The 13,698-nt window shown below is 73.4% G+C and carries 12 protein-coding genes; 10 read left to right on the top strand and 2 right to left on the bottom strand.

What is annotated here, in order from left to right; all coding sequences use genetic code 11:
* Positions 1–4: 4 nt before the first annotated feature.
* From gspE to gspN, 10 genes are all read left to right on the top strand, one after another.
* Entirely contained in the window at positions 5–1,822 is a 1,818-nt protein-coding gene (gspE, locus tag AMOR_RS16770) for a type II secretion system ATPase GspE (RefSeq protein WP_248352702.1), read from the top strand.
* Between the two features lie 62 nt (positions 1,823–1,884).
* Positions 1,885–3,114 (top strand): type II secretion system inner membrane protein GspF, encoded by a 1,230-nt coding sequence (gspF, locus tag AMOR_RS16765; RefSeq protein WP_248352701.1) that lies wholly within the window; start codon positions 1,885–1,887, stop codon positions 3,112–3,114.
* 2 nt (positions 3,115–3,116) lie between these two features.
* Entirely contained in the window at positions 3,117–3,539 is a 423-nt protein-coding gene (gene gspG / locus AMOR_RS16760; RefSeq protein ID WP_248352700.1) for a type II secretion system major pseudopilin GspG, read from the top strand.
* 9 nt (positions 3,540–3,548) lie between these two features.
* On the top strand, positions 3,549–4,169 hold the full coding sequence (locus AMOR_RS16755; protein ID WP_248362542.1) for a pilus assembly FimT family protein: 621 nt from the start codon (positions 3,549–3,551) through the stop codon (positions 4,167–4,169).
* Complete coding sequence (locus AMOR_RS16750) at positions 4,166–4,774, top strand: type IV pilus modification PilV family protein (protein ID WP_248352699.1); 609 nt, start codon at positions 4,166–4,168, stop codon at positions 4,772–4,774. Before AMOR_RS16755 ends, AMOR_RS16750 begins: the two co-directional genes overlap by 4 nt.
* Entirely contained in the window at positions 4,771–5,445 is a 675-nt protein-coding gene (locus tag AMOR_RS16745; RefSeq protein ID WP_248352698.1) for a type II secretion system protein GspJ, read from the top strand. The genes AMOR_RS16750 and AMOR_RS16745 overlap by 4 nt, the downstream gene beginning before the upstream one ends.
* Positions 5,445–6,995, top strand: coding sequence for a type II secretion system protein GspK (locus AMOR_RS16740; RefSeq protein WP_248352697.1), 1,551 nt, complete (start codon positions 5,445–5,447; stop codon positions 6,993–6,995). Before AMOR_RS16745 ends, AMOR_RS16740 begins: the two co-directional genes overlap by 1 nt.
* A gap of 2 nt (positions 6,996–6,997) precedes the next feature.
* A complete protein-coding gene (gene pilM / locus AMOR_RS16735; RefSeq protein ID WP_248352696.1) occupies positions 6,998–8,632 on the top strand; it encodes a pilus assembly protein PilM in 1,635 nt (544 codons plus the stop codon).
* A complete protein-coding gene (gene gspM / locus AMOR_RS16730) occupies positions 8,633–9,190 on the top strand; it encodes a type II secretion system protein GspM (protein WP_248352695.1) in 558 nt (185 codons plus the stop codon).
* A gap of 14 nt (positions 9,191–9,204) precedes the next feature.
* On the top strand, positions 9,205–10,140 hold the full coding sequence (gene gspN, locus AMOR_RS16725) for a type II secretion system protein GspN (protein WP_248352694.1): 936 nt from the start codon (positions 9,205–9,207) through the stop codon (positions 10,138–10,140).
* Positions 10,141–10,143: 3 nt separating this feature from the next.
* Here the strand turns inward: gspN and AMOR_RS16720 are convergent, their stop codons facing one another.
* Together AMOR_RS16720 and AMOR_RS16715 are read right to left on the bottom strand one after the other, a co-directional pair.
* On the bottom strand, positions 10,144–11,163 hold the full coding sequence (locus AMOR_RS16720) for an alpha/beta fold hydrolase (RefSeq protein WP_248352693.1): 1,020 nt from the start codon (positions 11,161–11,163) through the stop codon (positions 10,144–10,146).
* A 4-nt stretch (positions 11,164–11,167) separates the two neighbouring features.
* Positions 11,168–13,645, bottom strand: coding sequence for a methyl-accepting chemotaxis protein (locus AMOR_RS16715; protein ID WP_248352692.1), 2,478 nt, complete (start codon positions 13,643–13,645; stop codon positions 11,168–11,170).
* Positions 13,646–13,698: the final 53 nt, after the last annotated feature.

Raw genomic sequence — 13,698 nt, 5'->3', positions numbered from 1 at the left:
AACCATGGCGAACGACGCGCAGACCGAGATCCTCCCCCTGACGCCCGAGGCGCCGCCGCCGCGCGAGCGGACGGCCGCCGTCGCGAACGCGCCGGCGTGGCTCTGCGGGCGCCCCCTCGGCGAGATCCTCGTCGAGACGGTGAAGCTCGCGCCCGGCCGGGTCGAGGAGGCGCTCGCGCTCCAGAAAGGCGAGCACGCGGGCGCGCGCCTCGGCGAGATCCTCGTCCGGATGAAGGCGGCGACGGAGGAGGACGTCCTCCGCGCGCTGGCGATCCAGCTCGACCTCCCGTTCGTGGACCGGATCGACGTCGAGGCCATCCCGGCGGAGCTCGCGGCGAAGGTGCCGATCCACTTCGCCCGGCAGGCGCGGGTGCTCCCCCTCGGCCTGCAGGGCGACGTGGTGCGGGTCTCGGTGGTGGACCCGCTCGACACCGCGGCGCAGGACTCGCTCTCGATGCTCCTCGGCGCGCCCGTCGCGCCGGAGGTGACGCCGGCGCAGGTCGTGGTCGACGCGATCAACGCGCTGTACGATCGCGCCGCGGACGAGCACGAGAAGCTCATGGAGGACCTCGAGACCGAGGACCTCGAGAGCGTCGCCCACGAGCTGGAGGAGCCGACCGACCTCCTCGACGCCGACGACGAGGCGCCGATCATCCGGCTCGTGAACTCGCTCATGTTCCGCGCCGTGAAGGAGCGGGCGAGCGACATCCACATCAACCCCGAGGAGAAGGACATCTCGGTGCGGTACCGGGTCGACGGCGTGCTCCGCGAGGTGATCCGCCCTCCGAAGCGCTTCCAGGCGTCGATCGCGAGCCGCATCAAGATCATGGGCGGCCTCAACATCGCCGAGAAGCGGCTCCCGCAGGACGGTCGCATCCGCATCAAGATCGCGGGCAAGGACGTGGACATCCGCCTCTCGACGGTGCCGACGGCGCACGGCGAGCGGATCGTGATGCGCCTCCTCGACAAGTCGAACGTGGTCCTCGACCTGGGCACGCTCGGCTTCGAGGACTGGCAGCGGAAGATCATGGACGGGCTCATCACCCGGTCCCACGGCATCGTCCTCGTCACCGGCCCGACCGGCTCCGGCAAGACGACGACGCTGTACGGCGCGCTCGCGCAGATCAACTCGCCCGACCTGAACATCCTCACCATCGAGGACCCGGTGGAGATCCCGCTCAGGGGCGTGGGCCAGGTCCAGGTGAACCCGAAGATCGACCTCACCTTCGCGAGCGGCCTCCGGTCGTTCCTCCGCCAGGACCCGGACGTGATCATGGTCGGCGAGATCCGCGACCTCGAGACCGCCGAGATCGCGATCCAGGCGTCGCTCACCGGCCACCTCGTGCTCTCCACCGTCCACACGAACGACGCCGCCGGCGCGATCACGCGCCTCGTCGACATGGGCGTGCAGCCGTTCCTCGTCGCCTCGTCGCTCGTGGGCGTGCTCGCCCAGCGGCTCGTCCGCGTGCTGTGCCCGGACTGCAAGAAGCCGTACGTCCCGACGAAGGAGGAGCGCGAGACCATCGGGCTCACCGACGCGATCCTGAAGAAGGCCGGAAACCCCAGCCACATCTACAAGGCGGTGGGGTGCCCGTCCTGCGGCGGGAACGGCTACCAGGGCCGAACCGGCATCTACGAGCTCATGCTCGTCGACGACGACGTCCGCCCGCTCATCCTCAAGTCCGTCGACGCGACGACCATCAAGCGCGCCGCCGTCGAGCGCGGGATGGTCACGCTCATGGAGCACGGCGCCTACAAGGTCGCGCGCGGGATCACCACCGCGGCCGAGGTGCTCTCCGTCACCGCCGAGGACATCCGATGACGGCGGCCCTTCGACTCCGCGCCCGCTCCGCGGGCGCTACGCTCACGGTGGTCGGAGACTAGATGCCGGTCTTCGAGTACAAGGCGCTCGCCTCGAACGGGAAGGCGGTCACGGGGCTCCGCGAGGCGGACTCCCCGAAGACCCTGCGGGCGACGCTCCGCCGCGAGGGCGTCTTCCTGACCGAGGTGCTCGGGCAGCAGCAGCAGAAGGCCCAGGCCTCCCGCGACGTGAACGTGAAGCGCTGGGTCCTCGGGCGCGTCTCCGCCCAGGAGCTCGCCATCGCGACGCGCCAGCTCGCGGTGCTCGTCGGCGCCGGCATCCCGCTCGTCGACGCGCTCACCGCCCTCGTCGATCAGGTCGAGCACGAGAAGCTGAAGCGGATCCTCGGGGACGTGAAGCAGCGGGTGAACGAGGGCTCCTCGCTCGCCGACGCGCTCGGGATGCACCCGAAGGTCTTCGGCGACCTCTTCGTGAACATGATCCGCGCCGGCGAGCACTCCGGCGCGCTCGAGATCGTCCTCGTCCGCCTCGCCGAGTTCACCGAGAGCCAGGCGCGGCTCCGCTCCAAGATCGCCGGCACGATGGCGTACCCGGTGGCGATGATGGTCATCGGGACCGTCATCATGGGGATCCTCTTCACGGTGGTGGTCCCGAAGATCACCCGGATCTTCGAGAGCACCAACGTCGCGCTCCCCTGGTACACGAAGGCGCTCATCGCGATGTCCGGCTTCGCGGCGAGCTACTGGTGGGCGATCCTCCTCGGCGCCGCCGGCGCAGCGTACTGGTTCCTCCGCTGGAAGCGGACGCCGGCGGGCCGCGCACGGTGGGACCGGTTCGTGCTGCGCACGCCGGTGTTCGGGCCGCTCACGCGCCAGATCGCCATCGGCCGCTTCGCGCGCACGCTCTCGACGCTGCTCAAGAGCGGCGTCCCGCTCCTCACGGCGATGGACATCGTGAAGAACGTCCTCGGCAACTCGCGGCTCGCGGAGGTCGTCGAGCAGTCGCGCGACTCGATCCGCGAGGGCGAGTCCATCGCCGCGCCGCTGAAGCGCTCCGGGGAGTTCCCGCCGCTGGTGTTCCACATGGTCTCCATCGGCGAGCGATCCGGCGCGCTCGAGGAGATGCTCGCGAACGTCGCGAGCGCCTACGAGAGCCAGGTCGAGACCACCATCGGCGCGCTCACCTCGCTGCTCGAGCCCTTCATGATCGTGATGATGGGCGCCGTCGTCGGATTCATCGTCTTCTCCGTCCTGATGCCGATCCTCCAGATCAACAACCTCGCAGGAGGCTAGCCGTGAAGTCCCGCTCGCTCCGCCGCGCCGCCGCGCGCGGCATGACGCTCATCGAGATCATGGTCGTGCTGGTGATCATCGGGCTCATCGCCTCGGTCGTCGCCGTCAACGTCATCAGCCAGCAGAACCGCGCCCAGCGCGAGAAGGCGAAGACCGACGTCCAGAACATCGCGAACCAGGGCGTCGACGCGTTCCGCGTCGCCAAGGGCCGGTACCCGACGACGGAGGAGGGCCTGAAGGTCCTCATCCAGGAGGGCTTCCTGCGTCCGAACAACGACAAGGGCCAGCTCGTCGACCCGTGGCAGCACGAGTACATCTACGTGTACCCGGGCCAGGTCCACCAGGACTCCTACGACGTGAAGAGCTTCGGCCCGGACGGCCAGCCCGGCGGCGACGGCGACAACGCCGACATCGTGAACTACTAGGGAGGACCTCTGCGGCGGGTCGGCGGCCAGCGTCTCCGGGGGTTCACCCTCGTCGAGCTCCTCATCGTCATGGCGGTGATCGCGCTCCTCGCGACGCTCGCCGTCCCGGCGGTCGAGGCGATCACGGGGGCGAACGCCCGGAAGGCGGCGGGCGAGCTGGCCGGCTCGATGCGCGCGCTGTTCGACACCGCCGCCCTCCGTCACGCCACCTGCCGCATGGCGCTCGACCTCGACAAGCGCGCCTACTGGGCGGAGTGCGCCCCCGGCCGCGCCGGCATCTCCGCGAACCCGGATCGCGAGCCGGACGACCGCACGCTCGAGGAGCGGTTCCCCGGAGAGAAGGACGCCGACGTCCGGCGCATCCTCGCCAAGAGCGCCTTCGGCCAGTTCCAGGACCGGCTCGTGCAGAAGCGGGAGCTGCCCGGCACGACCGGGTTCGGGCCGGTGCACGTGGAGGGCCGCCGCGACGCGATCGAGTCCGGCACCGCGTACGTCTACTTCTTCGGCGGGGGCCAGGCGCAGCGCGCGTACGTGCCCGTGGTGGACGGCAAGAACCTCTACACGATCGTGCTCGAGCCCTTCACCGGGCGCGCGCGCGTCGTCTCGGGCAAGGTGGAGGTGCGCGAGTGACGCGCCGCGCCTGCGCCCGCGGCCGCGGCTTCACGCTCCTCGAGGTGATGGTCGCGCTCGCGATCCTCGCCGCGGGGCTCCTCGCCGTCTCCGAGCTCGTGGGCGGCGCGCTCCGGAACGGGATGCGGGCGATGCACCTCGAGACCGCGACCCTGCTCGCGCGCGCGAAGCTCGCCGAGGTCGAGGACGGGTTCGAGCGGAAGGGCTTCCGCGACTTCGACCAGGAGGACGAGGGGACGTTCGAGAAGGAGGGCCACCCCGAGGTGCGCTGGAAGGTGCACGCGGTGAAGCCGCAGGTGGACCTCGGCCCCGAGCGGATCCTGCAGATGCTCGGCGGCGCGTCGGACCTCGCGACGCTGCTCGGCAAGCAGGCCGGCGGCGACCAGGGCGCGGCGTCGGGCGGCGGCCCGACGACCCTGAACACCGACCCCCGCCAGACCCTGATGGCGGCGACCCTGAACCAGCAGCTCACCGTCATCGGCGAGCAGATCAAGAAGAGCGTGCGGGAGGTCCGGCTCACCGTGAGCTGGCCGGAGGGCAAGACCGACGGCACGTTCACGGTCGTCACCCACCTCGTGGTGCTGAGCCCGAAGGAGAACCCGTGACGGGGCGCCGCGACGCCGCCGCGCGTGGCTTCTCGCTCGTCGAGGTGATGATCGCGGTGGCGATCACCGCCCTCATCGGCGGCATGACCATCGGCACGTTCCGCCAGGTGGATCGCGCGCGCGAGATCTCGCGGGAGCAGGGCGACCGCTACGCCGCCGCGCGCCTCGCGCTCTCCCGGCTCGCGCACGAGACCTCGATGGCGTTCCTGTCCGAGCACTACGACCAGAACTCGCCGAACCGGCTGCGGGAGTCGCCGACGTTGTTCAAGGGGCGCGAGGACACCCTGCTCTTCACCACGATGGCGCACGAGCGGCTCGTCCAGGACGCCAAGGAGTCGGATCAGTCGGTCGTCGAGTACACGGTGGAGGCGGATCCGGACCACGCCGGCGAGCAAGCCCTCTTCCGCCGCGAGAAGGCGCACCTCGACGAGGAGCCGGACCGCGGCGGGCGGAAGGACCTCGTCGCCGACCACGTGCAGTCGCTCCGGTTCCAGTACTGGGACGACAAGCGGAAGGACTGGTCGCGCGAGTGGTCGACGCGGTCCGTCGACCACGCGAAGGAGCTGCCGAGCCGCGTCCGGTTCGAGCTCGAGCTGAAGCTCGCGGACGGCCGGACCGAGAAGTTCGTCACGGAGGCGCGGATCGCGATCACGCGGCCGCTGGACTTCTGATGGCGCGAACGGTCCACACGCGGCGCGGCGGGCGCCGGGGCGAGCGCGGGGCGGCACTGCTCGTGGTGATGGTCGCGGTCGCGATCCTGACCGCGCTCGCGGTGGACGTCGCCTACGACAACCGCGTCCGCCTCCAGATCGCCGGGAACGGCCGCGACGCGCTCCGCGCCGAGGCGCTCGCGAAGAGCGCGGTGAACCTGTCGCGGCTCGTCCTCTCGTTCCAGGCGCAGCTCGACCAGTCCGCCCAGCAGCTCTCGCAGGTGACCAGCGCACTCCAGGGCCAGCCGGCCACGCCGGCGCCGGGGCAGCCGCGGGCCCCCGGCCAGCCGGCGTCGGCGGGCGCAGCCACCGGCGCGGCGGGCGATGCGGCGGGCCAGGGCGTCCCGCGCGTGCAGATCTGGAGCGTCATCCCGGTGAACTCGGGCCTCGTGCAGGCGCTGTTCGGCGGCGGTGGCGGCGGCGCGGGCGGCGGCGCCGCCGCGGCAAGGTCCGGGCCCTCGACCACCGCGCCCGTGCCGGCGGACGGGCGACCGTCCATCGCGGAGAGCGGCGCGAAGGCGACGGCGTCCTTCGGCGACTTCGACGGCGCCTTCGAGGCGAAGCTCGAGGACGAGGGCACCAAGGTGAACCTCCAGTTCGACACGCCCTACCTCCAGACCGGCCTGCTCGGGTCGCAGGTCGAGGCGTACCTGCGGCTCGTCTGCGACGCCCGGTGGGACGCGATCTTCGACCGGGAGGACGCGAACGGGCAGCGCGTGAGCCGCCAGGAGCTCGCGGTGTACCTCCGCGACTGGGCCGACGACGACGCGATGTCGTCGGCTCTCGCGGCGAGCTTCCCCGGGGGCGGCAACTGCAACTTCGTCCTGCAGCCGAGCCCGTTCGAGAAGGGGTTCAGCGACGAGAACTCCGCGTACGACCGCGGCCCCGAGCGCTACCGCGCAAAGAACGCGCGCCTCGACTCGCTCGACGAGCTGTACCTCGTGGCGGGCGTGTCGGACGCGTTCATGGCCGCCTTCGGCGACGCCGTGACGGTCTACCTGCCGAAGGACGCAGGCCTGAACGTGAACTCCAACCGCCCGGAGGACGAGCTGCGCGTCGCCCGGATGATGGTGGAGCTGCCGTCCATGGCGCTGCTCGCAGACACGACGTTCCCCGAGAAGCTGCACAAGGCGCTCAATGCCGTCCGCATGGGCGGGCTCCTCACGATCTCGCCCGCGCAGTTCGCCGCGGTGCTCCAGGGACTCGGCGCGCAGGTGAAGGCGGAGGTCCTTCGACCGGGGACGTCGCAGAAGAGCGCGTTCACGGATCGGTCCGTCACCTTCCGGATCCACGCCCTCGGCACGGTCGGCGACGTGGAGAAGCGGATCGACGCCGTGGTGATGCTCGACACGCAGCAGACCCCGCAGCTCCAGCAGCCGCAGCAGACCCCACCGGCCCAGCAGGTCCAGCAGGCGGTCCAGCAGGTCCAGCAGCAGCTCCAGCAGAGCGCGGACGCGCAGGCGGGGAAGCCGTTCGTCGGTCAGCGGCTCATCCACTGGCGGGAGGAGTAGAGATGGCTCAGCAGATCCTCGGCCTCGATCTCGGCGCGCACGCCGTCAAGGCCGTCCTCCTCGAGAGCACGTACCGGAGCTGGGTCGTCCTCGACACCGCCCGCGCCGAGGTCGCGCCCGCGGCCCCCGGCGGCGAGGGCCCGCCGCTGCTCGAGCGGCAGGCGGCCGCGCTCCAGGCGCTCCTCGCCGAGCGCGGCTGGCGCGTCGACGCCGCGGTCGCGGCCTTCCCCGGGTCGGCGGTCGCGTCCCACGTCGTCACCCTCCCCTTCACCGATCCGCGGCGGATCGAGCAGACGGTGGCGTTCGAGGTCGAGGGGCAGATCCCGTTCGAGCTCGACACCGTCGCGTGGGACTGGCAGCCGCTCGGCGCGCGCGACGGGAAGACGGACCTCCTCGTCGGCGTCGTCCGGAAGGACGAGCTCGCGGCGCTGCTCGCCGCGCTCGCGCCGGCGGGCGTGGACCCGCGGGCCGTCGTCCCCGCGGGCGTCGCCTACGCGGCGCTGCTGGCGGCCGGCGCGGCCGGGGACCCGCCCGCGCCCGCGGCGGACGGCACCGTCCCGGCCGAGGTGTTCGTGGACGTCGGTGCCGAGCGCACCAGCATCTGCGTCGCGCAGGCGGGGACGTGCGAGGCGGCGCGGACGTTCGCGTTCGGCGCGGCGGGCCTCGCCCGCGCGGTCGCCCGCGAGACCGGGCGCTCCGAGGGGGAGGCGGCGGCGGCGATCGCGGCGGTGACCGGCCCCGAGGGCACGCCCGCCGCGGACGCCCTCGACCCCCACGCGCAGGACGCGCTCCGGCGCGCCCTCGCCCAGCTCGTGCGCGAGCTCCGCGCCACCCTGCGCTCCTGGCACGCCCGCGTCGGCCCGCGGCCCGCCGGCCGGCTCGTGCTCGCCGGCGAGATCGCGCGGCTGCCGCTCCTCGCCGAGCTGCTCGCGCCGGAGGTCGAGGGCCCGGTGGCGGCGCTGGCGCTCTCCGGGCCCGCCGGCGACAAGCTCGCCCCCGCCGACGCGCCGGGCCTCGCGCTCGCGCTCGCCCTCGCCCTGCGGGCCCACCAGGGCGCCCGCGCCCCGCGCCTCAACCTGCGGCGGGGCTCGCTCGCCTTCACGCGCGACTTCGAGCACCTCAAGGGCAAGGTCGCGCGCCTCGGGGCGTACGCCGCCCTCGTCGTGCTCCTCGCCATCGCGGGCGCAGGCGTGAAGGTGTTCGCGCTCTCGCGGCAGGAGGGGGCGCTCGATCGCGCGCTCTGCGACGCCGAGCAGAAGATCATCGGGAAGTGCTACGAGGACTTCGGCCAGGCGCAGGCGATCCTGCGCGGCCGGAGCGGCACGGGCGCCTCGCTGCCGAAGGTGTCGGCGGTGGACCTGTTCGCAGAGCTCGCCGATCGCGTCCCCGCGTCCGTCCCCCTCCGCTTCGACCGCATCGAGATCACCCGGGACAAGCTCCACCTCGAGGGGACCACCGACGCGGCCGAGAACGTGGACCGCATCGTCGGCGCCCTGAAGGCGTCCCGGTGCTTCGGCGACGCCCGCTCGGGGAGCGCCCGGAAGCGGGCGACGGACGGCAAGTTCGAGTTCTCCGTGGACTCGGGGCTCACCTGCCTCGAGTCGGGCCCGCGCGACGCCGCGGGCGGGAGGGGATAGATGGAAACGCTCCGGAGGCTCCGCGCGGATCTCGAGGCGTGGCTCGCGAAGCTCTCGCCGCGCGAGCGCGTCCTCGTCACCGCCGCGTCGGTCGCGGTCACGGTGTTCGTCGTCTGGCTCGTCTCGTTCCGCATCAGCGCGGGGATCTCGGCGCGCGAGTCGCGCATCGAGGAGAAGACGCGCGTGATCTCGCAGGTCAGCAAGCTCGCCGAGGGCTATCGCCGCCGCCAGGCCGAGCGGCAGGCGATCGAGGCGCGCCTCAAGGGCCCGCCCGTCCAGCTCATGAGCCACATCTCGCAGACGGGCGCGTCGCTCCAGGTCGAGGTCACGGACCTGCGGCCCTCCAGCGCGCCGAGCGAGCTCGAGGGGATGCGCGAGGAGGCCGTCGAGGTCAACGTCGCCCGCATCGACCTCGGCCGCCTCGCCCGGCTCATGCAGGCGCTCGAGCGCGGCCCCGGCGTCGTGAAGGTCCGGCGCGTGCGGGTCACGACGAGGTCGGACGACCCCGCGCTCGTCGACGCCACGCTCGTCGTCTCCACGTACCAGCTCAAGGCGTAGCGGGTGACCGGCCCATGAAGATCGACTGGAAGTTCTGGAAGGCCCGGGACTGGAACGTCTGGAAGCCCCGCCTCCTCTACGGCGCGTTCGCCGTCGCCGCGTTCGCGCTCGCGCTCCGCTGGACGTTCCCCGGCGAGGCGGTGAAGGAGCGGCTCATCATGGAGGCCGGCGCGCGGGGCTGGCAGGTCGACATGGCCGACGTCGGGCCGGCCGGCGTGCTCGGCGTACGCGCAGAAGGCGTCCGGCTGGAGGACTCCACCGGCCTCAAGATCTCGCTCGACGCGCTCGGCGCGTCGCTGAAGGTCCTCCCGCTCCTGACCGGAAAGCGCGTGCTGGCGTTCGACGCCCGCGTGTTCCAGGGCACGATCGAGGGCACCGCGGACCTCTCCGGGGACGCCCGCGCCGTCGTCGCGCGCGTGGACGGCGTCGATCTCGCCCAGGCGCCTCCGCTCAAGGCGGCGACGGGCGTGGATCTCACCGGCAAGCTCGGCGGCACGGTCGACGTCGTCGTCCCGGCCGGCCCGAACGACAAGCCCACCGGCCGGATCGACCTCGCGGTCGCGGGCGCCGGCGTGTCGGGAGGGAAGCTCCCCCTCCCCGGCATGGACGCCGCGCTGCCGCTCCAGAAGATCGCGCTCGGCGCGATCACGCTCAAGGTGAAGCTCGACGGCGGGAAGGCGATCGCGGAGAAGCTCGAGGCGAAGGGCGGCGACGCGGAGCTCTCCGCGGACGGCCTCTCCCTGCAGGTCGCCGGCCAGCCGCGGCTCGAGTACGCCCCGCTCTTCGGGAAGGCGAAGATCCGGCTGCAGCCGGCGTTCTGGTCGCGGAGCGGGATGTCGCAGTACCAGTCGCTCGCGGAGATGGCGAAGGGGCCCGACGGCGCCTACAGCCTGCAGGTGTTCGGGAGCCTCGGCCACCCCCGCGTCGCCGTCGCGCCGAACGCGCAGTAGCGGCTACGCGGAGGCCACGTCCGGCTTCGGTCCGGTGACGCGCGGCGCGGGCGGCCGCGCCCTCGCCCGGGCCCGGCCCCGCGGCTTCACCATGTGGCGCCGCCGCAGGCGCGGCAGCTCGAGCAGGATCTCGGCGGTCCGGCGCGGGCACTCGAGCTGCGGGCAGTGCCCGCAGTCCGGCACCGGGTGGTAGCGGACGCGCGGCAGCTTCTCGAGGAAGAACGACCGGCAGCCCTCCGGGATGAAGCGGTCGTTCTCCCCCCAGATCAGCACGGACGGGCACTCGACCCGGGCGAGCTCCTCCTCGGAGAGGAAGTCCTCCGCCTCGAGCGTCGCGACGAGCTGCAGGACGGAAGGCGCGCGCATCATCCGCCGGATGTCGCCCTTGACGAAGCGGGCCCCGAACGGCGGGTGGTGGAACACCCTCGTCACGAGCTGCTGCGCGGCGTCCGCCTCCTCCCCGGCGAGGATCCGGCCGAAGTCGGTCCAGTCCTCGGCGTTGAGCGCGGGGCCGCCGGGGTTCAGGAGGGCGATCCCTCGTGCCAGGTCGGGCCGGCGCGCCGCGAGCTTCGCGGCGATCCAGCCTCCCATCGAGTTCCCGGCGAGGTAGGCGCCGCCGGGCGCGATCCGCTCGACGAACGCCTCCGCGGCGTCGAGCAGCTCCCCGAAGCGGAGGAAGGACTTCCCGCTGGGCGGCTGCGACCACCCGTAGCCCGGCAGGTCCGGCACCACGACGCGGTACCCCTCGCGCAGGGGCGGGATGACGGCGTGGAAGGAGGAGGCCGAGGCGCCGAGCCCGTGGAGCAGGATCAGCGTCGGCGGGGGCCGGCGCAGAGCGGGAGCCGCCGCGGGCCCCCGCTGCCAGGGCAGGCGCGGGATCGACAGCGCCCGCTCGCGCGCCGCGTCCTCGAGCGGAGCGAACTCCGCGTACCAGACGCGGGAGCCCGTGACGGTCGTCTCGCGGAGGGCCGCGCCGGCGCGGCGCCACTGCAAGGCCAGGAGATGCTGGAGGAGCTGCAGCACGCTCCTAAACCTTGAACCTCCCCACGCGTTCCGCCAATGCCTTCGCGCGACCGCCGAGCCGCTCGGCGACGCCGGACAGGCCCTCGACCGCGGTGTCGTGCTGGCCCGCCGACTCGGAGAGCGCCTGGAGCGCGTCGCGGACCCGGCGGGTCGCCGCGTTGTGGCTCTCCACCGCACGGGTGATCTCGGTGATCATCCGCTCCAGGCGGGAGAGGCTCTCGAGCTGCCGCTTGCCCACGCCGGACTGCTCCTCCAGCGCCCGCGCGACCTGATCCGCCATCGTGCTGGCGCTCCGCGAGACCGAGTTCACGGCGGCGACGCTCCGCCCGACGAGCTGGACCGCCTGCGCCGCCGCGCGGGTCCCGCTCGTCACCGACTCGACGAGCTGCGAGATCTCGCGCGAGGACACGACGTGCGCGTCGACGGCGGCGCGGATCGCCGCCGCCGTCTCGCGGCCCTGGCCGGTCGAGCGCCGGATGCGCTCGAGCGCCTCGAGCGAGTTCCGCGCGAGCTGAACGCCCTCCCCCGCCAGCCCGTCGCCGCGATCGATGAGGGCCGCGGTGCCCTCCACGTCCTCGCGCACTGCGTGGATGATGTCGCCGATGGACTTCGTCGAGCGGGCGATCTGGGCGGCGAGCTCGCGGATCTGATCCGCGACGACCGCGAACGCCTTGCCGTGCTCGCCCGCCTGCGCCGCGATGATGGACGCGTTCAGCGAGAGCAGGTTCGTCCGGCCCGCCACCTCGGCGATGAAGTCGACCACCTGGTCGATGTCGTCGGAGCGCCGCCCGAGGACGGTGATCCGCCGGTGCGCGTCGGACACCGCCTGGCGGAGCGTCTCGATCCCGTGCACGGTCTCCTCGACCACGCCGCCGGCGCGCTCCGCGAGCTCCGCCACGTTCGCGGCGGTCGCCTCGCTCTCTCCGGCGGCCTGCTCCAGCGCGGAGACCGAGGCGCGCACCGAGGCGAGCGAGCCGCCCGCGTGACCGGCGAGCCCCTCGAGCTCGACCAGCGTCCCCTCGGCCTCCCGGCCCGCCATCCCGAGCTGGGCGACGTCGGCCCCGGCGGAGGACATCGCGTGCTCGAGCTCGGAGCCCTCGCGGCGCACCTCGTCGAGCGCGCTCGCCATGTCGCTCACCGCCGCGGTCGTGGCGGACACGTACTCGGAGAGCCCGCCCACGCGCCGCGAGACGAGCGCTACCGACCCCTCCATCGCCTCCACCGCCGCCTGCACCGCGACGACGCCGGCGCGCTGGTCGAGGGCGCCGCGGCGGACGCGGTCGCCGATCGCGGTCGTCTCGCGCGCCCCGACCGACACGCTCTCCGTCGCGCCCTGCACGTCGACGACGAGCCCCTTGAGGCCCTCGGCCATCCGGCGGAAGTCGGAGGCGAGCTGGCCCATCTCGTCACGCGAGATCGTCGGCGGGCTCGCGGTGAGATCCCCCGACGCGATCCGATCGGCGGCGCGGCCGAGCGTTCGGAACGGCAGCGTGATCGCGCGCGCGGCGACCCAGGCGAGCAGCGCGGCGACGCCGTACACGGCGACGACCGTGCCGAGCTGCGCGGACCAGAACGCGCGGCGGCGATCCCAGAGCGGCTCCTCCGGGAGCCACGAGACGACCGTCCCGCCGGCGGGGGTGTGGCGCGAGACGAGCCACCCGTCCGCGAGGCGCCGCTCGCCGTCCAGCGCGGCCGCCGCGTCCTGGAACGGCAGCCGCCCGGCCCCGAACCGCGTCACGATCGCGCCGGAGGGCCCGAGCAGCGCCGACGGCGCGGCCGTGACGAGCCACACGTGCTCGGCGATCTGGGGATCGGTGCGTGAGCCCATGGCGGCGATCGCGCTCGCCTGCGCGCGCTGCGCCGCCAGGACGTACTCGCGGTCCATGTCGGCGCGGTAGCGGACGTACCCGGTCGCGGCGAACAGGAGGACGCCGATCGTGTTGAGCCCGAAGCCGAGGACCAGGATCTTTCCCCGGACGGTGCCCTGCCCGGCGACGTCCGCGTCGCCGCCGAGCTGCTCGCACGCGTCGGCGGCGGCGGATGCGGCGCGGGAGTACGCGAGCATGGCGGCCAGGATCGTGCTCGCGACCCCGACCGCCGCGCCGGCGGCAGCGAGGTCCGCCGGGAGGCCGCGGTCGCGCAGGAGCGCGACCATGCCGAGCGTCGTCGCCGTCCCGGCGGCGAGGACCGCGGCCGCGGTCCACGGCGGCAGCCGGTGCCCGGCGGCGGCGGCCAGGGCCGCGCGGTCCGGCGCGAGCGCGGCGCCGCGCGCGAGGGCGCGACGGAGCGGGCGCGACGCGATCCACATCGCCGCGCCGACCGCGAGGCACTCGAGCGGCACGGCGCCCAGGAACGCCAGCCGGAGCGTGTCCCTCTCGCTGGGCGAGAGCGGGAACACGGTAACCGCCACCCACCAGGCCAGGACGGAGCCGATCACGACGGTGAGCGCGACCTCGCGCAGCAGCTTCCACGTGAAGCGCATGGGGGCGCCGAGTGTAGCGCGACGGCCCGCGCGGGGCCCTCCCCAGGACCGCC

The organism is Anaeromyxobacter oryzae (assembly GCF_023169945.1).
GTDB lineage: Bacteria > Myxococcota > Myxococcia > Myxococcales > Anaeromyxobacteraceae > Anaeromyxobacter > Anaeromyxobacter oryzae.
This window is presented reverse-complemented; position numbering and strand designations above follow the sequence as displayed.